Source organism: Chryseobacterium arthrosphaerae (assembly GCF_001684965.1).
GTDB lineage: Bacteria > Bacteroidota > Bacteroidia > Flavobacteriales > Weeksellaceae > Chryseobacterium > Chryseobacterium arthrosphaerae.
In genome coordinates this window covers 2,476,210-2,500,262 of sequence record NZ_MAYG01000001.1, presented here as the reverse complement: position 1 = coordinate 2,500,262, position 24,053 = coordinate 2,476,210, and the positions used below count along the sequence as shown (strand labels likewise).

Annotated in this window: 28 protein-coding genes; 24 read left to right on the top strand and 4 right to left on the bottom strand. The window is 40.2% G+C overall.

The features are described from left to right. Positions 1 to 4 precede the first annotated feature (4 nt). Positions 5 to 328: a gliding motility protein GldC gene (gldC, locus tag BBI00_RS11235; RefSeq protein ID WP_027374510.1), complete on the bottom strand. Its 324-nt coding sequence runs from the start codon at positions 326 to 328 to the stop codon at positions 5 to 7. Positions 329 to 360: 32 nt separating this feature from the next. Next, positions 361 to 1,344: a gliding motility lipoprotein GldB gene (gldB, locus tag BBI00_RS11230; protein ID WP_083988479.1), complete on the bottom strand. Its 984-nt coding sequence runs from the start codon at positions 1,342 to 1,344 to the stop codon at positions 361 to 363. Positions 1,345 to 1,399: 55 nt separating this feature from the next. Between gldB and BBI00_RS11225 the strand changes: the two genes are divergently transcribed. From BBI00_RS11225 to BBI00_RS11195, 7 genes are read left to right on the top strand one after another with little or no spacing between them, the layout of a single operon-like run. After that, the gene (locus BBI00_RS11225; protein ID WP_065398849.1) at positions 1,400 to 2,032 is read left to right on the top strand and encodes a leucine-rich repeat domain-containing protein; all 633 of its coding nucleotides are present in this window, start codon (positions 1,400 to 1,402) and stop codon (positions 2,030 to 2,032) included. Positions 2,033 to 2,044: 12 nt separating this feature from the next. Continuing rightward, the gene (locus tag BBI00_RS11220) at positions 2,045 to 2,572 is read left to right on the top strand and encodes a GNAT family N-acetyltransferase (protein ID WP_065398848.1); all 528 of its coding nucleotides are present in this window, start codon (positions 2,045 to 2,047) and stop codon (positions 2,570 to 2,572) included. 2 nt (positions 2,573 to 2,574) lie between these two features. After that, positions 2,575 to 3,108, top strand: coding sequence for a GNAT family N-acetyltransferase (locus BBI00_RS11215; RefSeq protein WP_065398847.1), 534 nt, complete (start codon positions 2,575 to 2,577; stop codon positions 3,106 to 3,108). A 13-nt stretch (positions 3,109 to 3,121) separates the two neighbouring features. Further along, complete coding sequence (nadE, locus tag BBI00_RS11210) at positions 3,122 to 3,916, top strand: NAD(+) synthase (RefSeq protein ID WP_065398846.1); 795 nt, start codon at positions 3,122 to 3,124, stop codon at positions 3,914 to 3,916. Positions 3,917 to 3,947: 31 nt separating this feature from the next. Continuing rightward, entirely contained in the window at positions 3,948 to 4,463 is a 516-nt protein-coding gene (locus BBI00_RS11205) for a ribonuclease domain-containing protein (protein ID WP_065399715.1), read from the top strand. A gap of 49 nt (positions 4,464 to 4,512) precedes the next feature. Beyond that, positions 4,513 to 5,133, top strand: a complete 621-nt coding sequence (locus BBI00_RS11200) for a Zn-dependent protease (RefSeq protein ID WP_228394751.1) — start codon at positions 4,513 to 4,515, stop codon at positions 5,131 to 5,133. Then, positions 5,130 to 5,441, top strand: coding sequence for a barstar family protein (locus BBI00_RS11195; protein ID WP_065398845.1), 312 nt, complete (start codon positions 5,130 to 5,132; stop codon positions 5,439 to 5,441). The genes BBI00_RS11200 and BBI00_RS11195 overlap by 4 nt, the downstream gene beginning before the upstream one ends. Before the next feature lie 166 nt (positions 5,442 to 5,607). Here the strand turns inward: BBI00_RS11195 and BBI00_RS11190 are convergent, their stop codons facing one another. Beyond that, complete coding sequence (locus tag BBI00_RS11190; RefSeq protein WP_065398844.1) at positions 5,608 to 6,090, bottom strand: cytidine deaminase; 483 nt, start codon at positions 6,088 to 6,090, stop codon at positions 5,608 to 5,610. Positions 6,091 to 6,189: 99 nt separating this feature from the next. Between BBI00_RS11190 and namA the strand changes: the two genes are divergently transcribed. The 17 genes from namA (at position 6,190) to BBI00_RS11110 (ending at position 22,002) form a co-directional block, all read left to right on the top strand. Further along, positions 6,190 to 7,242 (top strand): NADPH dehydrogenase NamA, encoded by a 1,053-nt coding sequence (gene namA / locus BBI00_RS11185; protein WP_065399713.1) that lies wholly within the window; start codon positions 6,190 to 6,192, stop codon positions 7,240 to 7,242. Between the two features lie 21 nt (positions 7,243 to 7,263). Further along, positions 7,264 to 7,542 carry a DUF2752 domain-containing protein gene (locus BBI00_RS11180; RefSeq protein WP_065398843.1) on the top strand — a complete coding sequence of 93 codons (279 nt, stop codon included), beginning with the start codon at positions 7,264 to 7,266 and terminating at the stop codon, positions 7,540 to 7,542. A 210-nt stretch (positions 7,543 to 7,752) separates the two neighbouring features. Further along, positions 7,753 to 8,157: a type VI secretion system tube protein TssD gene (gene tssD / locus BBI00_RS11175; RefSeq protein WP_065398842.1), complete on the top strand. Its 405-nt coding sequence runs from the start codon at positions 7,753 to 7,755 to the stop codon at positions 8,155 to 8,157. A 151-nt stretch (positions 8,158 to 8,308) separates the two neighbouring features. Continuing rightward, positions 8,309 to 10,240, top strand: coding sequence for a type VI secretion system Vgr family protein (locus tag BBI00_RS11170; protein WP_065398841.1), 1,932 nt, complete (start codon positions 8,309 to 8,311; stop codon positions 10,238 to 10,240). Position 10,241: 1 nt separating this feature from the next. After that, on the top strand, positions 10,242 to 10,418 hold the full coding sequence (locus BBI00_RS23320; protein ID WP_165602516.1) for a hypothetical protein: 177 nt from the start codon (positions 10,242 to 10,244) through the stop codon (positions 10,416 to 10,418). 23 nt (positions 10,419 to 10,441) lie between these two features. After that, positions 10,442 to 11,815 carry a phospholipase effector Tle1 domain-containing protein gene (locus tag BBI00_RS11165; RefSeq protein ID WP_065398840.1) on the top strand — a complete coding sequence of 458 codons (1,374 nt, stop codon included), beginning with the start codon at positions 10,442 to 10,444 and terminating at the stop codon, positions 11,813 to 11,815. Positions 11,816 to 11,896: 81 nt separating this feature from the next. Next, the gene (locus BBI00_RS11160; RefSeq protein WP_065398839.1) at positions 11,897 to 12,937 is read left to right on the top strand and encodes a DUF2931 family protein; all 1,041 of its coding nucleotides are present in this window, start codon (positions 11,897 to 11,899) and stop codon (positions 12,935 to 12,937) included. Continuing rightward, a complete protein-coding gene (locus BBI00_RS11155) occupies positions 12,938 to 13,972 on the top strand; it encodes a hypothetical protein (RefSeq protein WP_065398838.1) in 1,035 nt (344 codons plus the stop codon). A 137-nt stretch (positions 13,973 to 14,109) separates the two neighbouring features. Further along, positions 14,110 to 14,607: a DUF4280 domain-containing protein gene (locus BBI00_RS11150; RefSeq protein WP_065398837.1), complete on the top strand. Its 498-nt coding sequence runs from the start codon at positions 14,110 to 14,112 to the stop codon at positions 14,605 to 14,607. A gap of 3 nt (positions 14,608 to 14,610) precedes the next feature. Then, positions 14,611 to 17,406 carry an OmpA family protein gene (locus BBI00_RS11145; protein WP_065398836.1) on the top strand — a complete coding sequence of 932 codons (2,796 nt, stop codon included), beginning with the start codon at positions 14,611 to 14,613 and terminating at the stop codon, positions 17,404 to 17,406. A 1-nt stretch (position 17,407) separates the two neighbouring features. After that, positions 17,408 to 18,013, top strand: coding sequence for a hypothetical protein (locus tag BBI00_RS11140; protein ID WP_065398835.1), 606 nt, complete (start codon positions 17,408 to 17,410; stop codon positions 18,011 to 18,013). 5 nt (positions 18,014 to 18,018) lie between these two features. After that, complete coding sequence (locus tag BBI00_RS11135; protein ID WP_065398834.1) at positions 18,019 to 18,729, top strand: hypothetical protein; 711 nt, start codon at positions 18,019 to 18,021, stop codon at positions 18,727 to 18,729. 37 nt (positions 18,730 to 18,766) lie between these two features. Next, positions 18,767 to 19,537 carry a hypothetical protein gene (locus tag BBI00_RS11130; protein WP_065398833.1) on the top strand — a complete coding sequence of 257 codons (771 nt, stop codon included), beginning with the start codon at positions 18,767 to 18,769 and terminating at the stop codon, positions 19,535 to 19,537. 24 nt (positions 19,538 to 19,561) lie between these two features. Next, positions 19,562 to 20,215: a hypothetical protein gene (locus tag BBI00_RS11125; RefSeq protein ID WP_065398832.1), complete on the top strand. Its 654-nt coding sequence runs from the start codon at positions 19,562 to 19,564 to the stop codon at positions 20,213 to 20,215. Between the two features lie 80 nt (positions 20,216 to 20,295). Beyond that, entirely contained in the window at positions 20,296 to 21,078 is a 783-nt protein-coding gene (locus BBI00_RS11120) for a hypothetical protein (RefSeq protein ID WP_065398831.1), read from the top strand. After that, the gene (locus BBI00_RS11115) at positions 21,078 to 21,638 is read left to right on the top strand and encodes a LemA family protein (protein ID WP_065398830.1); all 561 of its coding nucleotides are present in this window, start codon (positions 21,078 to 21,080) and stop codon (positions 21,636 to 21,638) included. The genes BBI00_RS11120 and BBI00_RS11115 overlap by 1 nt, the downstream gene beginning before the upstream one ends. Continuing rightward, positions 21,619 to 22,002: a hypothetical protein gene (locus BBI00_RS11110; protein WP_065398829.1), complete on the top strand. Its 384-nt coding sequence runs from the start codon at positions 21,619 to 21,621 to the stop codon at positions 22,000 to 22,002. Before BBI00_RS11115 ends, BBI00_RS11110 begins: the two co-directional genes overlap by 20 nt. Positions 22,003 to 22,216: 214 nt before the next feature. Here BBI00_RS11110 and BBI00_RS11105 read toward each other — a convergent pair whose 3' ends face one another. Beyond that, a complete protein-coding gene (locus BBI00_RS11105; protein ID WP_065398828.1) occupies positions 22,217 to 24,007 on the bottom strand; it encodes an endonuclease in 1,791 nt (596 codons plus the stop codon). Positions 24,008 to 24,053: the final 46 nt, after the last annotated feature.

The following is a 24,053-nucleotide window of genomic DNA, read 5'->3' as shown; positions in this document are numbered from 1 at the left end:
GTTGTTATTTAATTGCCGATTTTACTGCAAACTCTTCTGCGATTTCTTCCATCCACTGTGCTACATCTTCTTCTCCGGTAGCTCTCTGGTACGTGTTTCCTAAAGAAATTAAAATCTGGTGGATAAACATTTTCATCTGGTCTACAGGCATTTCTTTAGTCCAAAGATCAATTCTCAGAGCCTCTTTTGTCTTGTCATCCCATACAGAAATCATTGTTGCTTTGGTTTCTTCCTTTTCAATCCCTCCGTCCTGTGCATTCCAGGTGATGTTTTCAGGAACGTGGTTTTCATCCAGCTCTACATCTATCGTAATCTGAGTCTTTCTCATTTTTTCTATTTTTCTAAATTCTAAATTTTCTATTATTTAAGTTTCGGTTTATAACCGGACTGATTAAATATGGTGGTTGCATCCATTTTCAGGAAATCAGTCAGTTTTGTTTCAGGTTTTTCTTTAAGGTAAGCCTTGCAGATCTGCCATCCTGTAAAAATTCCGATTTGCGGTGAAGATTCGTTGTCAATCTCCGTATAAAACTTTGAAAAAGGTCCCGGAGCGATAAAACGTTCTCCCAGTCTCGGATCATCACCGAAGATCAGGTTGCTTTCCACAAAATAGTTCCAGATATTGGCTTCATTGCCGGTGGCCCATTCATACTGTTTCTGGGTATAATTCATTTTCAGATAATCCGGGAAATCAGGAAGAAAAGCATCCTGAAGGATCATCACTTTTCCGTTCAGAATGATCTGATCAATGAATTTCTGGTGGTCTGGAGATTCCGTAACAATGTTTTCCGCAAAAAGCTGTGAAACCTTAGGCACGATATTCTGAGGATTCATTGATTTCTGGAAGTATAACTCCAATCCTTTATAATGAGTATTTCCTTCTCCCATAAAGCCGGTAACATCTATAAACAGAAGGTTACCTTTCTGATCATAGAAGATAGGATCCTGAACCATTTGCAATGCAGATGAAAACAGGTAAACTTTAGGACTTTTAAACTTCGGAAAGTAATAATGAATATGTGAAAATAAACTCTGAAGCTCATTTTGAAGCTTAGCCTGGTCTATTTTACCGATGGCTTCCCTGTAGATTTTTATTTCTTCAGCATCAGCTCTTCTCTTTCCGAAATCAGCATCAGAAACGCTTCCCTGAAACCATGGGAATTTAGCTTTAAATTGCTCCAACGGAACATTCTGGTCATAGAATTCTTTGGAAATATCTGTGATCTCCACTTTTTCAGCAGGGGATTTTACCTCTACCTTCCATTGGTTTTCAGATTCTTTTTTACAGGAATTCATGCCTGCAACTAAAATAGAAGAAAGTGCGATATATCTAAAAATCTTCATTATTTTTACATGGATTTTAAGTTTACAAAAATAAGGATTAAATAGACAATATGAGATGAAAATTAAAATATTTACAGCGCTCAGCCTTATTTGTGGACTTCCCTTTTTCTACGGACAAAAACCTGTATTTAAAGATAAAAACTTTGAAAAAGCAGTCCTTGAAAACTTTGATCAGAACAGGAACGGAATACTGGAGCCTGTGGAGTTGAATACGATCTCGAATCTGTTCCTGGCTCACAAAGGAATCTCTTCGGCAGATGACCTGAACCTTTTTAAAAATGTAAAAATGGTGGTGCTGGATGATAATGTGATTTCAAATATTGCCGTCAGCAATCTTGATCATCTGGAGTTGTTTTCATGTACAGGATGTAAAGCTGTCGTATTCAAAGGAGAAAATCTGAAGAACCTGACATCTTTATATCTGGATAATAATCTGTTGGAAAGTGTTTCATTGAATGGAACACCAAAAATTGATCAATTAACATTATCTTTAAATCAGTTAAAAACAATAGATCTTTCCAGCCTCAAACATCTGAGAAAAGTGAACCTGGAGCATAACAGGATTCAAAAGATCGATATATCCGGAAATCCTGTTTTGCAGACCCTGAATGTTGCCGGCAATGCTGTGAAAGAAACAGATATTAAGAAAGGTATGAAAACAGATGTAACCATTTTTGGTGCTGAATAACAAACTGATAACATGAAAATAGAAACCAAAAGACTGATTTTAAGAGAACTCGAAGACGCTGATTTTGAACAGATGTTCCTGATGGATTCCGATCCTGAAGTAATGAAATATATTGGCGTTCCTCCATTGACGGACATCAACGAGTCAAAGGAAGTGATTAGGATGATCCGTAAACAATATGAAGAAAACGGTGTAGGAAGACTGGCCGTCGTTGAAAAAGAAACCGGGCTGGTGATAGGATGGAGCGGATTGAAATTATTGACAAAAGAAGTGAATGGCTATCAGAATGTGCTGGAGCTTGGCTACCGTTTTATTCCTGAATCCTGGGGAAAAGGCTATGCCATGGAATCCGGGGTGGCTTCTCTTGAATATGGTTTTAATGAACTGAATGCCGAGGCTATTTATGCATATGCCCACTCAGAACATGATGCTTCCAACCATATTTTAAGAAAGTTGGGCTTTCAGAAAACAAGTGAGTTTGAAGAACCTGACGGTATTTGCTTTTGGTATGAACTGAAACGTGAAAACTATATTGAATAAAGATGATAACAATAAGACAGGAAGAAGAAAAAGACCATCAGCAGGTTTTTCAGCTTACTGAAGAAGCATTCCGCGAAATGGAGCACAGTGACCATCAGGAACATTTCCTTGTTGAGAAGCTTAGGAAATCTGATGCTTTTATTCCGGAATTGTCATTGGTGGCAGAGAATGAAAATGGAAAAATTGCAGGGCATATCCTGTTTACAAAAATAAAAATTGTCAACGGTTCAGAATCTTTTGAATCATTGGCCTTAGCCCCTGTGTCCGTTAAACCGGAATTTCAGAACCAGGGACTTGGAGGTAAATTGATCACGGAAGGACATCGTATTGCCAGGGAATTGGGATATCAATCCGTAATCCTGATCGGGCATGAAAAATATTATCCGAGGTTTGGTTACGAAAAAACAAGTAATTTTGGGATCTCTTTTCCGTTTGAGATTCCGGAAGAAAACGGAATGGCGTTGGAACTGGTAAAAAACGGATTAAACAATAGAAAAGGGATCGTAAAGTATCCTGAAGAATTTGGAATAGATTAAAAAAATATAAACGATGCAGACACAAAAAGTGATAGATCATATCGTAGGATGGTTAAAAGATTATGCTACAAAAGCCAGAGTGAACGGATATGTGATAGGAGTTTCCGGAGGTGTGGATTCCGGAGTGGTTTCCACACTGGCAGCAATGACCGGCCTGAAAACATTATTAATAGAAATGCCGATTCGTCAGAAAGCCGATCAGGTAGACCGTGCAAAAGACCATATGAACGATCTGAAATCAAGGTTTCCTAATGTGGAAATCATGTCAGTAGATCTCACACCTGCCTTTGAAGAACTTTATAAAACCTTTGACGTAAAGGATGATCTGTATCCTAACGAAAAACTGGCTTTTGCCAATACAAGATCCCGTCTTAGAATGCTTACCCTGTATTATTACGGGCAGCTGAACGGGCTTTTGGTATGCGGAACAGGAAATAAAGTAGAAGATTTCGGAATCGGATTTTATACAAAATATGGCGATGGCGGGGTAGATGTTTCCCCGATCGCAGACCTTTATAAAACAGAAGTGTATACCCTTGCCAAAGGACTGAACCTGATCAAAAGCATCCAGGAAGCCATTCCGACAGACGGACTTTGGGATGTGGACAGAACTGATGAACAGCAGATTGGGGCAACCTATCCGGAACTGGAAAAAATTCAGAAAGAATACGGCACCAAAACAGCCGAAGACTATGAAGGAAGAGATAAAGAAGTCTTTCTGATCTTCGACAGAATGCATAAAGCAGCCAAACATAAAATGGAACCTATCCCGATCTGTGATATTCCTGAGGAATGGAGAGAAGGATAAGGAGCCTGTAATTGTTACTTATAAAAATATGATGAACAGCAAAATAAGAGCCGTACTTTTTATGTGTCTGGGACTTCTTTTCGGAATGTCTGTGATGTATGTCTACAAGAATTTTATTGAAGACAAAAAAAATCAGTCAAATCCAAAGTCGGAAGCCGTACACTATGGCAGCAGCTCTACGGATGGTCAGCACAGTGCCGGAACTCCTGCCACACAGGTTTCGATTGACGAATTGACGGAAGAACGAAAAGTGATCAGCTATGTAAAAAAGAATCATCAGCTGCCGGATTATTATATCACCAAGAACGAAGCCAGAAAACAGGGATGGAATCCTTCAAAAGGTAACCTTTGTGAGGTGTTGCCGGGAAAAGCTATCGGAGGAGATAAATTCGGAAACAGGGAAGGAAGGCTGCCGGACGGAGAAAAATACTTTGAAGCGGATGTCAACTACCATTGTGGCGGAAGAAATGCAGACCGTATCATCTTTACCGGAAACGGCGATGTATACCTTACCAAAAACCACTATAAAAGCTTTGAAAAACAGTAATAGTCCGTTCGAAATGACTGAATAATGAGTTATTAAATTATAAGAACTTTTGAAAATCAGAAACATTTTTTACCTTTCATCAGTTTTCTTTCTGACGCTATCGTGTTCAGAAAAAGAAGCGGTAAGGAAAGAAATAGAAAAACCGGCTGTAATCATACTTATACAGCCGTTCAAAGATCTTGAATCTGATGCCGTAGACAAAATAACGGAAGGAATAAAAAAGGTATATCCGAATGTGAAAATTCTGAGTGCAATAGACTTTCCTGAAAATGCTTATTATAAAGAAAGAAACCGGTACAGAGCAGATTCAATCATTAAGTTTTTAAACAGCAGAACAAAAGACGGGTTTGTGACCATTGGCTTAACTTCAAAAGATATCAGCGCTGCCAGAGGTAAGATCAGAGACTTTGGCATTATGGGACTGGGATACAGACCCGGAAAAGCCTGCGTTGCTTCAAAATACAGGCTGAGCAGAGAAAATACAGATGAGCAGTTTTACAAACTAGCCATACACGAACTTGGTCATACACAAGGGCTTCCGCATTGCCCAGAAAAAATGTGTTTTATGAGAGATGCAGAAGGCAAAAATCCCACCGATGAAGAAACGGGTTTCTGCCGGAAATGCAAAACTTTTTTAATCAATAAAAATTGGAAATTTAGTTCAATATGAAGACAGTATATATCGATTTTACAGACATCGGCGATTATGAAGATTTTTACGCCCAGTTAAAGGAAAAAATTCAGTTGCCGGAACATTTCGGAGATAATCTGGATGCCCTCTTCGACACCATTACGGGAGATCTTGAAATGCCCCTACACCTGGAATTCGTCAATATGACCGTAGATCAGCTGGAAATTTTCGAAGACCTGCTGACCACCCTGGAGGATGCGGAGGAAGAAGTGGAAGATTTCAGCTTCAGCTACTATCTTGAGCAGTACGAAGATGATGAGAATGAAGAAGTAGAATCTGAAGAATAAAACAAAAAAACAAAGCTGTTTCCGGGATGGGGCAGCTTTGTTTTTATTAAAATCTGTAGAGAATCTGATGTGCCAGCGGTTAAACACAAAAATAGTTTATCTCCGATAAAATTGAGTACTGCGTTATAACCGCCACAAATAGCAAATAAAATGATTATTTCCGTCCTTACAAGAACGTAGAATCAAAATAAAAAGGCAGCAGATCCTTTACGGCATGTACCTTTACCACCTCTTCATTCATGCTGGAGAAATAAAGGTCAATGTTTTCATTCTGCTTGGTTTCATACTCTATCAAGCTCTGGCGGCAGGCTCCACAAGGAGGAATAGGAGGGTTCTTCTCATGAAATTCCTTGGGACCTCCTACGACGAAGATCTTTTTTACTTTCACATCGGGAAAGTTGGCAGCAACCCAGAACAGGGTCGTTCTTTCAGCACAAAGTCCTGATGGGAAAGCCGCATTTTCCTGATTGTTTCCGGAATAGATTTCTCCGTTTTCCAACAGCACTGCACATCCTACGAAAAACTGTGAGTAAGGTGCATAGGCGTTCTCACGGGCTTCTTTGGCTTTTTCAAATAATTTTTTCTCTATATCGCTCAGCTCGCTGCTATTCTTAAAATATTCGTAACTGATCTGTATGTCTTTTTTCATATATTGTAGACTAAAAAAGGGGGGTAAAATTAGTTCTTTTTAATGAAGTGGGCAATATTTATTCTTCCGGAGCAACGTTTAAATTTTTTAAAAGATACAATGTTATATACACCAATACAATTCAGAAATGTAGAGTTAAAAAACCGATGGGTAATGTCTCCTATGTGCATGTACTCCTGTGAGAACGGGCTGGCTAATGATTTTCATTTCGTACATTACGGAAGCAGGGCACAGGGAGGAACGGGTTTGATCGTAGTGGAAGCTACCGGAGTAGAACCGAGAGGCAGAATTACAAACCATTGTATGGGAATCTGGAATGATGAGCAGGCAGAAAAACTACAGAAAATTGTAGAATTTGTCCACAATAATTCAGAAAGTAAGATCGGGATTCAGCTGGCTCATGCAGGAAGAAAAGGCTCAACCTGGAATAATCTGCAGATCCCTTTGGAAGAAGGCTGGGAAACCGTAGCACCGAGTCCGATTCCCTATCATCCGTCTGAAAGGATTCCTCACGTGTTGAGTACAGACGAGATCAAAGATCTTGTTCAGGATTTTAAAAAAGCAGCTGCAAGAGCTGTAAAGGCTGGGTTTGATATCATTGAAATACATGGTGCCCACGGCTATCTCATTCATCAGTTTTTGTCACCTTTATCCAATGTAAGGACCGATGAATATGGGGGAAGCTTTGAAAACAGGATCAGGTTTCTCATTGAAATCGTAGAGGCAGTCAATGAAGAACTTAATGAAAATACAGCTCTTTTTGTAAGAATTTCCGGAACAGAATACGCCGAATACGGGTGGGATATTCAAAGCAGTGTAGAACTTGCAAAAGTGTTGAAAGAGCATTCCGTTGATCTGGTGGATGTATCCAGCGGAGGAAATATTCACGGGGCGAAAATCCCAGTTTTCGATGGCTATCAGGTACCTTTTTCCTCGCAGGTACGGAATGAAGCCGGTGTAAAAACCGGAGCTGTAGGCTTAATTAAAGAAGTGGGGCAGGCTGAAGAGATCCTTCAGAATGGCGATGCCGATCTGATCTTCGTTGCAAGGGAAATTCTGAGAAATCCGTATCTGGCAGTTCAGGGTTCATTTGAAGAGAAAGAAGACTGTTTCTTTCCCCATCAGTATACAAGAGCAAAGATTTCATCATAAATTAAGTTATACAACCGTAAAATGAAAGTGGAAGACTTCATGCTAACCTGCCCCAGTAAGAAATTTCTGGGTGTGGAATGTCTTGGATGCGGCGCCCAGAGAGCTGTTGTTCTCGTTTTTGAAGGGAAATTTTCTGAAGCGTTTCATCTGTATCCTGCAGTATATACTTTGTTGCTGTTCTTTTTTACCCTGGGGATAAGCTTTATCGACAGGAAAAGAAAGTACAGCAATATCCTGCTGGGCATGGGGGCTGTCAATCTCGTTATTATGGTTATAGCTTATGTTTATAAACACTATTGATTCATTGCCAGTGATTTATCTCTGTTGATGCTGAAATTGTTTTTACATTAAAAAATAATCGGAACAGCGGTCAGATCCCGGATTTGTCGTAGAACTACGACAATTTCTGAAACTCTTGTCCAAAAACTTTTAAAATTAGAACATGTAGTCTATCTTTGTTTCATAATCGTATATACGGAAACAATCATTAAAGATTAAAATGTAAGAAAAATGGCAGGAAATTCAAGAGGAATCTTAAAATTCAATGGAGGAGAAGGTCAGAAATTATTAAAACTTAACTACAGTGTATCAAGAGCTACAGATGTTTCAGGACGTGTAGCATCTGATCCGTCAAATGCATTGGTTAAAGTAACGATCGAAGCAACAGAAAAATCTGATGTTCTGGAAAGTTTGCTTAACAGTAAATATAAGCCGACAACCGGAGAAATTACGTTCAATAAATCTCACGAAGAAGGAACACTGATTACTTTGAAATGGGAGAACGGATATGTGATCCAGCATGAAGTAGATTTTGATGCTATAGACAGCAATAATATGCTGATCAGTTTTGTAGTAAGCGCAGAAAGCATTACGTACGGAAACTCATTCTATGAAGGACTTTGGCCTTTAAGCTAAGTCTTCTGAACTACAATATAAAAAGACTGTCCTTATAAGACGGTCTTTTTTTACCCATTATAAAACCAGATTACAAGAAAATTTTGATTGTTTTAAGAATTTTCCGTTTCGATTGAAGAATTTTTAAAAACTTAAACTGTCAACACAAAATATGTTAAATAATCCTGAAAAATTAGGAGCATCATCTTTCCGTCCTACCCAGAACGCAGATGGCGTATCCGAAAATCATCATACAGGAATCAACCGCCTGGTAAAACTTTCCCTGGTCATAGAAGGGAAGATTATCAAATACTATAAACACTTTAAGCTTACACAAAGCACCAGACGCCATCACAAATTTACTTTGACCCTGGCTCATGATACTTTGGGCAACAGACAGACCCATTCCCTGGAAGATGCCAATAAATTCCTTGGGAAACGCCTTACAGCAGTCATCTCATATAAAGATATAGACAACAGCCCTGAAAGAACTTTCGTAGGAGTGATCACCGGAGTAGGATTCAGCCAGGAGCAGATGAGCCTCGGAAACATTGTACTCACGGGGCATAGCCCTACTATTCTTCTTGACGGAGCGCCGCATATTCAAAGCTTTGGAGGAAGCCAGCCCGTGAATATGGGGATCATCGCAGAAGAGGTGATCAGACAGGGAATTGATAAAAGCCGTTTTGACATCAGGGTAGAAGCCAATAATTTTTCTCAGATCATTTACAGCAGCCAGTATGATGAAACCCATTATAATTACCTGGCAAGAATGGCTGAAGCCTATGGTGAGCAGTTCTACTATGATGGTGAAGTCTTACATTTCGGAAAACTTCCGCCTCAGAATAAACCTATCATTCTTACGTATGGAAGCAGTGCCCAGGACATTAAAGTTGAACTGAAAGCAGTGCATACCAGACCCCAGTTCTATGGCTACAACAGTAATAAAGATGAAAAGCTTACGTCAGGAGCAACACCGGTAAAGCATGTAGGTGACCTGGCCAAAACAGCGTACAGTCACAATGATTCCATTTATAAAACACCTGCCTTACAAATTGCTCCGATCAAGGCAAGCACGCATCTCGACGTAGAATATGCACAGAGAAGTGCCTCAGGAAGTGAGGCGGTGAATGTATTTACCGTGTCAGGAAATACTACTGTTCCTTTCCTGCATCCCGGTTGTGTAGCAGATATGCAGATGCGTAAACCGGATTCCAATGAAACTTCCTATTTCACAAGGATCATGATTACAGAAGCAGAACATGAGATTGATGCTATAGGACATTATAACGGAAGCTTTACAGGAATTGCAGCAGATACAGGATTTTTACCGAAGCCTGAATTTACCGTTCCAAAGGCAGAGCCACAGACAGCAACGGTGATTTCCAATACAGATCCGGAAGGACAGGGTAGAGTACAGGTAAGATTCGACTGGCAGACTAATGATACCACTCATTTCATCCGGATGATGAGTCCTGATGCCGGGGGAACAGATCGGATTACCCAAAACAGAGGTTATGTGGCGATTCCTGAAGTGGGAGATCAGGTAATGGTTAATTTTGTACACAGCCATCCGGACAGGCCTTTCGTTATGGGAGGAATGTTCCACGGGAAAGTAGCTTTAGGAGGTGGTATCAACAATCACCTGAAGTCGATACAAACCAGAAGCGGAATCAGGATTTTAATGAATGATCAGGAAGGAAGCGTAAAAATTCTTGACCCCAGCGGAAATACTTATTTTATGGATGGGAAAGGGAATATCAACATGACTGCTCCCAAAAATTTTACGTTGAATGCAGGGGATAACATCACAATCAATGCAGGAAAAGAAATTTCAATCGGCGCCGGAAACAGTATAACAAGCACAGCCAATGACGATATCATCTCTACGGCAGGACATGATATTGTACAGACCGCTTCCGGAGATATCAGGGAAGCTTCGGATACCCGTACAGAAATGGTGCAGAAAGAATTCAGAAGACAATCTGAGACCTCCAATGAGATTGCGGGAGAAATTTCCATGTTCAGCGAACTTGAAAATATGACGATGCAGAGCGGTAAGATTGTGGAGTTCAACAGTGCGGAAAAATCAAAACTTTTCTGATATGGCAATAAGAAAAACAGCAACCAATATAAAGATCACCGTTCATAATACTTACCATCTCAACGTAGGAAAAAAGGTCGAGAAAATTGCCCAAAAGATTAATGTGGAGGCAAAAAGCGAAAACCTGATCCTGGCAAGCGTGAAGAAAATCGTATCACAGGGAAGTAAAAGCAAATAACATAATAAGAGCTCTTAAAATCTATGTCAAATATAGTTTTTGGAAATTATACACCTGCCGAAGAAGAAGATGATGGGATACAGGAAGTGGTCATAGGCGTTTTTTTTGACGGTACCCTGAATAACGAAAGGAATAGCTACCTGCGAAAAGAATATCAGAAGAAAAAAGCGAAGCAGCCTTATGATAAAGAAGCTGCGGATGCTTACCCTGTTATTCAGATTGATGCCGATAGCTATGAGAACGACTTTTCCAATGTGGCCAGAATGTACCATTTCTATGATAACAACAGCCAGAACTCCATCTATGTAGAAGGTATAGGAACAGAAAACGGATCGAGAACAGACGATACCCAGGGATATATTACAGGAACCGGAAGCACCGGAGTTCCGGCCAAAGTGAAAATAGGCTGCAGGCTTGTAGCGGATAAAATTAAAAGTTTTGCCACCAGGAAAAAAACTGTCAATCTTATTCTGGATGTCTTTGGTTTCAGCAGGGGAGCAGCCGCTGCCCGTCATTTTGTGCATGAAGTAACAAAGTCTAGAAACGGAAAAAACCCGGCAAGAGGAGTACTGGGACAGAGGCTGGAATATTACAACATTCAGATCAATAAATTTCAGATACGATTCGTAGGACTGTATGATACCGTGTCTTCATATGGTGCAGACTTCGGCGACGATGTGGAAGATCTTGGGCTGGATGCTATCAAGAACAGTTCTGTAAAAAATGTTGTGCAGTTCGGGGCAGGGCATGAATGGAGGACGAACTTCAGTCTTACCGATATTACCAGCGCTGGGGAAAAAGGAAAAGAATTTATTATTCCCGGTGCCCATGCCGATGTCGGAGGATGTTATGAGAGTGAAGTCTTTAAACAGGACCACAGTCCTTCCGTAACTCCGGCAAGGGTTATCAATGATCCTGTGGAGTACAACCGCATTGCTGAAGCTAAGAAACAAGTCTTCATTGATCAGGGGTGGTATATAAAAGGGCAGATCAAGACAGGTCCGCATTCCAACAAATATGTCAATCATATTTATTTGCAGGGAGAAAGGTATATTGACAAAAGATATAGCTATATTCCCTTACATTTTATGTGCCAGATGGCCAAAGAGAAAAAATCAGAATTCAATACTTCTTCCCTGGAATTCAAATTTCAGATTCCACAAAAGGCAGGTCAGAACGGAACCCACCTGTTAAGCTATGTGAAAAGCAGGCTGCAGAAATATATTGATGAAACCAAAAATATGAGTGCATTTGAAAGAAATAAAGTTTCCTACAAAAAGTACCTCGATTTTGAGAATGAAAAAAAACTCATCAATTATTATGTACATTGGTCTGCTACAGGGAAAATGGGGCATGGCCCAAGAAAAGACGGAAGAAGAGAAATCATAAACGGCTGATTCATGAAAAAAATAATACAAATATTTCTATTATCTGCAACACTGAGCAGTTTGCTGTATAATTGTCAAAAAGCTAATGTTATGAACGATACGTACATGTACGAAACCGGTTCGGGATGCGATGAGAGCTATCCTATAGATACGTACCGCCAGGTATTTTATTCTGAGGATAACGAAATGATCCAGATTGATGGAATGGGCTTTCAGAGAGGTCCGTGGGGGAACGGAGGCGTTACCTATGTGAAAAATGAACAGAAAGATAAAAAGCTTCCTGCTACCATGAAAGTAGGGTATTATTCTTATGCGGAAGATAAATTCTATGAAGGAGAATTCAGTCTGCCTGTTGAGAAGATCAGAGAATATCTTAACGAAAAATCTGATGATCCGGAATACGCCAATAAGAAAAATGAAGAGAGCAAAGACGGTATTTTTCATAAATATAACCGCATCGAAGTAGGCTTTACGCTGGGCGGAATGGTTGTTCTGTGGATGAAAGGCGAAGACGCCCAGAAAGTGCTGGCCACATTCACGGCCAAAGAAGCCTTCCCGGACTGGAAATCTGTTTTTGAAGACTCAGACCGTAAGGAAAAAGTAGAATACGGACTGAACAATGATGTATACACCCCGAAAGTTAAAAATGAAATCCTTACCAAAACCCTTCCTTTAGACCTTTGGAAGACCTATGATGACCGTTTCAACTGGAATGTGCTTGTCAGCCTTCCATCAGGAGGTAAGCTGGAAAATATTTCAGTGAAAACGATCAATGCTGAAACAGAAACATTATACAAGGCTGATCAAGGAAATAAGAAAAGAGCAGTGCCTTACAATATCGAATTCTTCTGGTCTCTTAACGGTAAACAATACAATTCCAGAATTGTTTTTGGGGAAAATATGAATTATTACAATGCAATTTATAAAGCAACCAAAGCTTCAGCCAGAGAAGCAAGGCCTGCAGATTTCAGACAGGAAGAAGTATTTAAAAACTTTCATCAGCTGAAGCCGGCAGAACCTGCACAACTGATCATTAATGTAAGCAATGACCAGTCTCTGAGCGTTTCATTAAAGCAGGGAGATCAGAATCTTCCTTTCAAAAGTATCATTGCAAAAACTTTTGGCCAGTAAATGACGCCTTATAATAAACATGCCGTTCAGAAAAATGAAACCCTGAAGACCGTTGCAGCCCTTTACGGACTGGAGCCTGATGCTTTAAAATTATTTCATAATAACCTCTGCAGCGTAAAAGATATGATTCTTATAGAGCTGACAGGGCAGAAAGAAATTTTCATTCCAAGGAATGCGGTTGAAGATCAGAATAAGCTGGTGAAATTCGGGCATGGAAACAAACTGGCTTTCAATCCCGGAAAAATGTCTTCAGGATATGGTGTGATCATCAGTATTGAAAAAGGAGATCATAAAAATGAGCTTAAATATGAAACTTCCGTCCGCTGGCTGAAAAGTGAAAACAACCTTCATTATTTTGAAATAGACAGAACCTCAAAGCTGTATCTGAACGAAGAAGAGGTCAATGAAATTGCTGATATGCTGGCTTACCGGACTTCACAGGTTTTATATCCTTTGCAGATCAGCGTAGATCAGAAAGGGAAGTTTAATGCCGTAGAAAATATTGATATTTTTAAAAAAAGATGGACTGCGGTAAAAGAAGAAGTCTATAAAGAATTTGATGGTGAAACCGTAGACAGATACTGCCGGAAAATAGAGGAAGTTATAGAAGCGCCTGAAACGATCAGTTTTTATCTTAAAAGCGATTACTTCATCAGAACTTTATTCTGGGGGATCTATCAGACTTTTGGTCCGGATTTTCAGATTACAGGTACAGAAAGCTTTCCGGTCGTGGAAAATCCTGTTGAACCCCAATACGAAATAAAGCTGGAGATCGATCCGCTGAAAGATGAGCATGGCCTGATCCGTATTGATGGAACCGGAACCCTGAGTGACGAAAGATCTTCTTATGATTTTATAAGCGGTGCTCCCTTTTCAATGCTGATCAGTGATAACCCGGTGATTAACAGGGAAGGTGAATTCAGGATGAGGTATTATCTGAACGGCCAGACAGCATTTCCTGAATCCGTATATCTGGAATGCAGTATAAAGCTGGAAGAAGAAAAGAAAATATCGGTAGTGGTGGCTGCCCTTTAAAAAAACAAAACAAAATGAAAATAAAATTAAGCAGGAGACTTTCCATTCTCCTTTTGATCATAAACTTTGGCCTGTGTGTAGGAATCCGGCAACGAGTACCTTACAAGGACTGTTATTTCCAATAAAGAATTTTAACCATGGCAGAAAAACATGTTGTAGTACAGGGAGCGATGTGCAGATGCCAGTTCGGACAGGCTCCGGACAAGCTGAAAGTGCTCACCCACCAGAAAGAATACGCCAATGATAAAGCCGCTTCCAAAAAGCTGATCGTTACCACGAAAGAAATCGGAGGGGCTACATTTGAAAAGAATACCTTCGGAAACTGTACCAAAATGGGAGGCCCGCCGCCGCCCTGTAAAATTATGGTTACAGAATGGCAGAACTTTTATGATAAGGTACAGCTCAGCAACGGTGGGTTTATTATTGTAGAAGACAGCAAAGCCGTTTGTGCAGTTGCAGGTACACCGTGCATTGAGATCATTGATCACGGGCAGAGAGCAGAAGCGGGTTCACAGAACTTTAAAAATGCGGATAAAGACGTACAGCAGCAGATCAATCCGCTGGTGGATGCTGAAGAAATGCGTAAAGAAGAAAAAAATAATGATGACACAGCCGGAGACACTTCAATAAATTAGGGTATGGCGAATAAAGGAATTAAAAAAATTGGTATCGTTCCAAGAGCAGACAATGCCAGGATCATATACAATAACGGTGAATATATATCTGTAGAACCGGGTAAGCCTATACGTTTCAGCGTTTCGGAATGGTTTCCGGGTACCCCTGATGCCGATAAGAAAAAAGAAATCGTCTGGATCCGCCAGAAAGCCGGCAGAAAAGGAATCATAGAACAGCTCAGAAGACCTGCAGGCTTTGTATATGAATACAAATTCACCAAAAAAGAATGCGGAATTGTTGCCTATTACATTGAGGCCAGCTTAAGCGGAAAACCGGATACCGTCAATAAAGTGGGAGTTAATATTCTCGGATACTGCCCTCCGAAGATCGTAGATTCCAGATGGAGTACCACAGAAGGAGGCAAAGATGTCAGACAGACATTTTATTTCAGCTACGGACATATCATCCATCTTTATTTGGGAACAGAAGGCCTGAACGGAAGAAAAGACCTTATTGTAGAAATATACAGGAGAATCAGAATGGGAGGGGGGACAAGCGATGATCCTCTGATGAGAAGCTGGACGAATGTAGAAGTGAATGATGGCGAGATCAATGTTGTCGTTCAGAATACATCCCAATGGAAAGGCACCATCAAAAACATCAAAAATGTTGAGGAATTATACGTCAAAGTAAAAGATCCCAGAACCGGAAAATACATTGTTGACGATAATAATGACGATATTCACGGGCGTTTCCTGAGAATGAAAAATGAATTGGTGGCCAAAGCTCCCAAACCGCCGCAGAATGTGGTTCCCACCAAAGTATATATGCCGGATAAAAACCTGGAACGATACGAGCCCTGTAAATTTGAAACCATCAGGATCACTGATATCACCTTTGATAAAAATGGTGAGGTGAAAACCCCTGTCATGGTTTTTGATAATGGAAAAGGGGTGAAAAATATCGCCGGAAAAGAAACGATTCATGCAACGATCTTTTATGAATTCAATTCTGCGATCATAGAAGGAGATGGCGAGAAAAAGCTTAATAATATCCTTCGGTTCCTGTTGGAACATCAGCATTCTACGATTACGGTAGACGGCTATGCCTGCGTGATCGGTAAAATGGAATACAATCAGTCTTTATCCCAGAAAAGATCTGATATTGTAAAGAAATTCTTTACAGACGGAGGGCTGGATGTAAAAAGAATCAGATCTCTGGGAAAAGGGGAAGTCAATCCTACAGATGATAAGAACGGGAAAGACAACATTAAATTCAAAGACGAAAAAGAATATAAAAATAATCGTAGGGTAGATATTTATTTTGAGTATTTTCCTCACGATGCCAATACCATTATTTATGAAACGATAGCTCCTACCGTTTCTACCAGAAGAAATATTACCATTGACGTTACAGACTATGATACCAAAGCCTGCTTCAGAAATAAAAATCTGCATACCAGGGAAATCAGGCTGCTGGATGTAGGACAGGCCATTGATGCGGGAGATAAAGAAAGAACATTTGCCCCGCCTACATTTAATTACGGAATATATTCTGACCTGTCAAGATTTTCCGCCCTTCCTCTGCAGTACATCTGGCCGGAAGCCACCACACCGAACAAAATTCATCTGCATGCTCATAGCTGCAGGTTTTATAGTAATACAAACAGGGTTACCGTTTTAGTAAAAGCATATCCCGATATCAAGTGGGATTTCCATTTCTCCATGAACCTGAGCAATGAGCTTAGTGTCAAATGGCAGAACCTGCCGCCGGCAAAGCATAAAGAAATGCAGAGTAAAGCAGGAAAAATAGGAAACGAAAAAAGCAAACAGTATACAGCCGTAGACTTCGGCGTTACCTTGGAAGCCAACTGGGACAGAACCGCAGAAGACAAATATAACGGCCATTTTGATGCTACCCTAAAATTTGAGGATAAGATAAAATGGATGTATAAAGTATTCAGCTCACTGAAAGAATTTTCTACCGGAGTTACAGACCAGACAAAAGGAAAGATCAGAAAGCGCAGCTTTACCAGCAAAATGCCTCTGACCATAGAAATGAAACCTCCCAACTTCTGTATGGGAGCAGAATGGCAGCTGGAAAGAGGGCAGAAGAACAGAAAACCTCTACAGACCATCGGTACCTCACTGGAACTGTACTTTAAGGCAGAGCCTATCATCGGGCTTGAATTGACCATCGATCTTCTTGATATGCTGATCCAGGCCGGAGTAGGCGTAGTGAGCGGAGGAACTGCCAATATTGCGGCCAAACGGATCCTGAATGAAGTAAGAGCATGGCTGGCTGACGACGATCACCCTGTAACCCTGAATATGTATATCGATCTGAAACTTTTCGGAACCATTTCGGGAGAAACCAAGCTGAATTTCAATACCAATTCCGATGCGGGAGGAGCAAGCGGAAAGCTGGATACACAGATTGGTGTGGAATTGGATGCAGGAATAGAGGTAAAAGCGAAATTTGTGATCATCATTGCCGAAGCCTACGCCGAAGGAAAATTGAAAGCTACAGGAAAAGCTACAGCTACTTTTGGCCATCGCTTGGTTTATGAACAGAAGAGCAGTACTCAGAAAACCTTATATTACAGACCCGAAGTAAAATTCGAAGGGCTGATAGCCACTGTACTCGTAAAAGCGAGCGTGGGCTTATACATTAAAAAAGGTTTTCTGGAAACCGACAGAAAAATAGATCTGGTGGATTTTGATAAAACCTATGAGATTATTCCTGAGTTTGACGTCATTAAAAAACTGGAAAAGCTTACAGGATTATCTGCCCAGATTCCATTCATTCAAAAAGGATAATATGAAGAAAGTAATAATGATCAATGCATTGATGCTGTTTAATTTCTGCAGCGTTCAGTCCAGAACAGATCTGTCTGCCCTGAAAACAGGTTCGGCAAATGACCTGATCGTTAAAAATACGACAAAGCAGACTGACCTGGAACAGACTACCGGATATCCGTATTACAGCACATTTAAAGTAGATCAGTATCAATACGGTGGAATTAATTTTCTGGTAGACTATCCAAAAGAAAAAAAATACCTTAAAAGTGAGATCGGATTTCTGGTCAATAATCAGAATGATAACATACTTCAGGGATATTACATCACTACAAAAAACTTTCAGGAGAGTGATGATCTTATGGCAGGTCTGAAGAAAAAATACGGCGAGCCCACAGTGATATCCGTGGCTACGGACGCATGGCCCTACTCAGGATATTACTGGAAAAATACCAGGGACGGCTTTGATATCTTACTGGAACAGATCAGAAATAAGGTGATCACAGGTCAGAAAGAAACAAAAGGATTTGAAACCAATCTGTATTTTGTGAAAAGCGGCATCCGTTACGGGAATATGAAAGACCGTGAAACCGTTTTACAAAGTTTTATAACCAGTCATGAACAATAAACAATATGAAACAGTTAAAATACATCCTGATACCGGCAATCTGCGTGGGAATGGCATCATGCAGCCCGAAGGAAAAAAAGAATGATTCTCCCACTGTAGCAGAAACCAAATCTGCGGCCGCAATTTCAGACCTGGCATCACTCGGCATGGGAGAAAACATCAATGATATCTTACAATCCGGAGGATGGGCAGTGAAAGATACTGTACAGGCGGATGATATAACTTTGATGGGAAATGAAAGGCTTGCTTTTGCTTCAGGAAAACTACTGAAGTATGATGGGACCAGCCTGGAAGGAAAAAATGACTACAATACCAATAAGGCTATTTTCCACTACGGAAAAGTAGAGAAAGAGTTTGGGCCGATTGCTAACGAAAAAAATGAAGAACTGGGAATGTACCAGCTCAATATCTATTCTGAACCGCAAGCAAAAGCCCTTCTTGAAAACCTGAAGAAAACCCTTCAGAAACCGGTTTTTACAACTGTTCATGAAAGCTTTGATTCCGAAGTGAAAGACAATACTATCATCCCGACTCAAAATAAATTCATACAGGAAGTAGCCATCTGGAAAGTCAGAGATCTGGTGTATTACTATTGTGAAACAAAAATAGAAAACAAGCCGGAAGAATACAGATGCAATATGTTTGTTTTTAAAAACCGTGAATGGGTAAACCTGTTGCAGGGTTCAGGATACCCTGACCTCAATAAAATCCCTTAAACCAATTAAAAATATTTTTAGAAAGACAAAGATTCCTATGCAGCAGCCTTATTATGTAATCGATTTCAGTGCATCAGCATGTATGCTGGAGATCAGGATCAATGATTATCCGGTCATCCATATGAATATCCCGAACCAGATTTCTACCATGATCCCCATCAACTATGCCATTCTGGAAAGCGGTGAGCAGAAGATTACAGCCAGCATCCTGCCTGTCGCCGGACAAACCGAAATTGATAAGCAGGCCGGATTGAAATTCAATATCAAGCTTTTCGATGTTACCGGCAATTTTGTATTTGACAGCCAGTTTGGAGACTACCAGTCAAAACCCGTTGAAAATAAAAAATTACCTGTCATAAGATACGACAGTACCTTTAAAGCCGAAGTTCCTTATCAGCTTAAGGCATGGCAGGACGGTATCAGTCTTAAAGACCTTAAAAACTGCAGGGAAAAGCTGGAATCCGCGTATGAAAAGATCATCAGGGTCATTCAGAATAAAAGATATGATGAGTATCAAAAGATGATCTCCCGGAGAGAAGAAAACATGGCAGCATCGATGTACCTTTCAAAAGGAGAATCGGAGGGAAGGTTTAAAGAACTGCTTCAGGAGTTCAGTTCCGGGATGGAAATACAGCCTGTTCCCCAGGATGCCGTAATGTTCCTGCATGCAGACAACAGAACCGCTGTTCTGAAAAGACTCAACGGGGATGCTGCATTATATCTCGTAGATCCTAAAACCAGAGAAGAGCTGATGCTGGACATCACTTTTTATATTCCTGCCGGAAAAAATGAATTTGAAATCATATAGCGTCCCGGATTATATCTTAAACATATGACGGTTTTCGGATACTTCGTTTTAGCTGTAGCCCTGTTCTCATTATATATAGCATACAGGATTTTTGAAAAAATTTCAAAACAGAGAAATGATGTAAAAGGAGATGCCGGTCTTCTGGAAAAAAGTGCTGTCCTGTTTTTTATCTGTCTTTTGACTGTTGGTCTCAATTCGCTGACAGCTGTCCTGTCCTATACATTCTTTTGGGAAAAAGCATACAGGGCGGTTAACGAAAATAAATACGAAGCTGTAGTGGTGGGGTATAAAAAAGAAACTGTAAAAAATCAGAACTTCAGGAATTCTACTTACGATACTAAAGTCGTTTATTTTCCGGAAGTGAAATACACAGATTCGGAAGGAAAGGAAGTGATCAAAACCGTAGACATTACAGGCAATCAGCCTTTGGCAATCGGACAGCAACTGAAAATAACCGATGGAGGATCCAAAGACAGTGCTAATTCTATAGAACTGGATTGGATTTTCCTGATTTTCGGAGGCGTTTTTACCGGAGCCACAACTTTTTTTGCAAGCCTGCTGGCTACCTACAGTACAAAGTTGACCTTCAAAAGAAGACTGACATTATCTTCATACATTACAGGTATCATGGTGTTGATTAATATAATGGGTGTAATTCTTATTTATCTTAAACAATAATTCAGACAGCATTCATTAATAATAATGTATTTTTGAATTCACAACCAAAACTTAACATTCAGGGAAAATAATAGCAATACATGGAGAGTAACAGAAAAAAATCATATATAGCCTATGGGATTCTGGGAGCGATTGTGTTTTGTTTTCTTTATTTTATACTGTGGACTATTTTTAAAGAAAAAATGCCGCTGCATGCTTACCTCTATGAAATTTCAAATAATTATGATGCATATGCAGAAAAAGCAATCATCATTCTTCCTTTGATCTTTTTTGTCTTCATTTTTCTTACGTTGATGAGACCAACTTCTGCTAAGAGATTTTTAAGGCTGCAGGCGTCACTTCCGACATCTAAAATAAAATCGCTGGCAAAAGGAATTGTAGAAGTTGAAGGAACCCTGATCATGAAAGAGCCTTTATCTTCACCGGTTGATCATGAAATATGCATCGGATATTATTATACCATTGAAGATATTGACAGGGATTCTGACGGGAAACTCTCTTACAGAACCATTCATAGGGAAACCCGATGCAATCCTTTCACCATAAAAGACGAAACGGGAACCATTGACATTGAACCGGAGGACATAGAGCTTGTTTTGCTTGGAGAAACCAATATAAGCAGCAGCAATAACAAAAGATACACAGAAACCCTGCTGAAAGACGGACAAAAAATGCTGCTGGTAGGATACGCAGATGCTAAAAACGGCGTGCCATTCATCAGAAAAGATGACCATTATAAAGTACTTGGTGTGACTTCATCATCAGGAATCACCGTATGGAATAAATATCAGCCGCTGCTGAGGTCTTTCATGGTTACCTGTTCAATAATCCTTTTAATTATCATTTATATACTCATACAATAATGAATCAGACTGTTGCCATCATATTACTCATCCTTTTAGGAGTAGTGATTATAAGTTTTTTGATCAATTTATATAACAAGCTGGTCATGCTTAAGTTTAATGTCGATAAAGCCTATGGCAATATTGATGTTGTTTTGAAGCAGCGTGCAGATGAAATTCCTAATCTGGTCAACGTGGCGAAACATTTTATGAACTATGAAGAAAACCTGCTTGCCCGTCTTACGGAACTCAGGACTTCATATAACCAGACAGCCGATGCCGATAAAAGGACTGAGCTTGCTAACGAAACTTCGAAGGCCTTATCATCATTTTTTGCCGTTTCCGAGAATTACCCTGAGCTGAAATCAAGCAACAACTTTCTGGAGCTGCAGAAAAGAATCTCCGAGCTGGAAAACAAAATTGCAGACAGAAGAGAATTTTTTAACGACAGTGTCAATCTTTATAATATCGGAATTCATGAATTCCCGAATGTTATACTGGCCAAAATGCTGGGCTATAAAGACAAAACTTTACTGGAAATAACAAGCGCTGAAAAACACTATGACGGAGTTCAGTTTTAATACCTTTTTCGGGCTCGAAAGAGAAATCACGGAGCATCCTGAAATGGCGATATTCGGGGCTATGTTCCTTCCGTTGCTGTTGTTTATTCCTGCAGCTGTCATCGGGTGGATATTCAGGAAGCTTAAGTTCAATATGTATATCATTCATGTATTGATGTATACCTTACTGTTTACTTTTGTACTGGGTACCCTTACCATATTTGTACTTTATTTTATTACAGATAAGAACGGAATAAAATTAGCCTGTTGCTGGCTTACCGTAATGGTCGGGATGTTTATTTTCAGCTTGATCAATGCCAATACAATTACCAAAATGTTTACCGATTGGTCAAAGATTATTAAGGAAAAGGAGGGAAGTAAATAGGTAATAGGTAATAGGTAATAGGTAATAGGTAATAGGTAGTAGGTAGTAGGTAGTAGGTAGTAGGTAGTAGGGAAAATACACTTTCTTTATTGATGAGCTTCATCCTACAAGTTTGTTGATGGGTATTCAAAAGAAAAGCAGCACCTTCAGAAAAGAATTAAAAAAAGCTGGCTTCCAAAACAGGATGCCAGCTTTTTATATCAAAAAATAAGCATTATTTTACCAAAAACTGCATCGTGGCATGATCCAGTTTCAGAATATAAATTCCCTGGCCAAGATTTCCGGTTTTGATAGAATTACCATTTCTGAATGGCTGATCCACCGTTTGTAAAACCTTACCCTGAAGCGTATAGATTTCAGCTTTTCTTACACTCTGAAGATCACCTTTTACAAAGATTTCCTGATTCGTAACCGGGTTTGGTGAAATTTGAAAACTCTTCGTTGTTTCCGGAGCAATGCTTTGAGCCTGTCTTGCCGAAGATCCTGAATAGCATGTCCACGAAAGGTCATCAATAGCCACTCTGTTGCTTGTTGAATTGTTTACCAGACTTACTGTTACATTTCCTGAAACATTGATATTGCTGATCGTTGTGGTAGTTGCTGATGTACTGTATGGAACTGTTCCCACTGTAGTTCCGTTCACTTTCACATCAAAAGTTCCGTTGCTCCCTGAAAACTTCATTTGAGTCGTAACTGTTAAAGAACCGATACCATTGGAAGAGCTTCCTGACGTTAAAGAACCGTTTCTTACTGTAATGGCTTTGTTATTGATCGTCTGATCGGTCCTTGCATCCGTTGCTGTCCATGAGATACCGCCGTTGCTCCAGGTTCTTGTTGTATAGGAAGCACTGGTTGCAGGGATCGCTTCAAAATTTTCATTCGTACACCCTGTTGATGGAGTTGTTGTACCTCCTGCATTGGTAGTACCTGAAACAGTTGAGCTGTTCGGTGAAGAATTTCCGGCAGCATCTTTAGCTGTTACATAAAAACTGTAGCTAGTGGAAGGACTGAGCCCTGAAATTGTTGTTGAGGTTGAGCTTACTGTTGCTTTAAGGCTTCCGTTTACATAAACATTATAGCCCGTTACGCCTACATTATCCGTAGAAGCATTCCAGGCAAGAGTAATGCTGCTGGATGTTTTTCCTGAAATATTTAAGCCGGTAGCCGTTGTCGGAGCCTGGGTATCAGCTGAAGGCTGCTGGGAACCCCAGATAAGATTGACATAGTTGGGATTATCAATAAACGGATTCCTGTTCCCCTGATACGTATAAGACGCATTATTCCTTCTGATCTCAGCCTGAGAAACCGGATCCTGGTTGTGCCAGGCCAGAAGAACATTCAGCTCCCAGGTCTGTAATCCCGGGAAAGCAGAACTTCCCAGCATATTTCCTGAAGTGAATGAAGAAAGCTTACTCTGATAACGGGTCACAAAATAGAAGATCATACGGGCCACATCCCCTTTAAACTCATCGATCGGCTCAAAAACCGTTCCTGAATATCCGGAAGACGCAGAAGATCCGAGTTTAGAACCGTTTTTGGAGGTAAATGTTGCGCTGCTTACCTTCCCGAAAGGATAGTTACTTCTCATTCCATTCACCTTACCGTCAGTGGCTCTGATGAAATGAATATCAGAAACCATTGGAGAAGCTTCACTAAATAAGCTTTGAGGGATCACATGCTCCCTGTTGTAGCAGTTGCCTTCCGTAGAATAAGTTCCGCACTGGTTGCTTCCGGGGGTATATTTATAAGGATCGGCACCAGCGGGTTTTTCAGAATACATATCAAGAATAGATCCGTCGTTTTCGTAATCTTTATCAATATCCGTAGTTTTATAGGCAGTCCACAGTCCGTTATAGCCTTTGTCCTGGTGTCCGCTGGTAATAATGCCGCTTAATGCCGTTTTGAGTGCTGCACCACTTAATCCGTTGGCAGAATTGTAGTATCCTGCAGGAGCCTGGGCATGGGCAAGTCCCGCAAATACAGAGAATAAGATGATTTTTTTCATATCAATACAAGTTTCAGCAAGATTACTACATTTTTACGAATAAAAA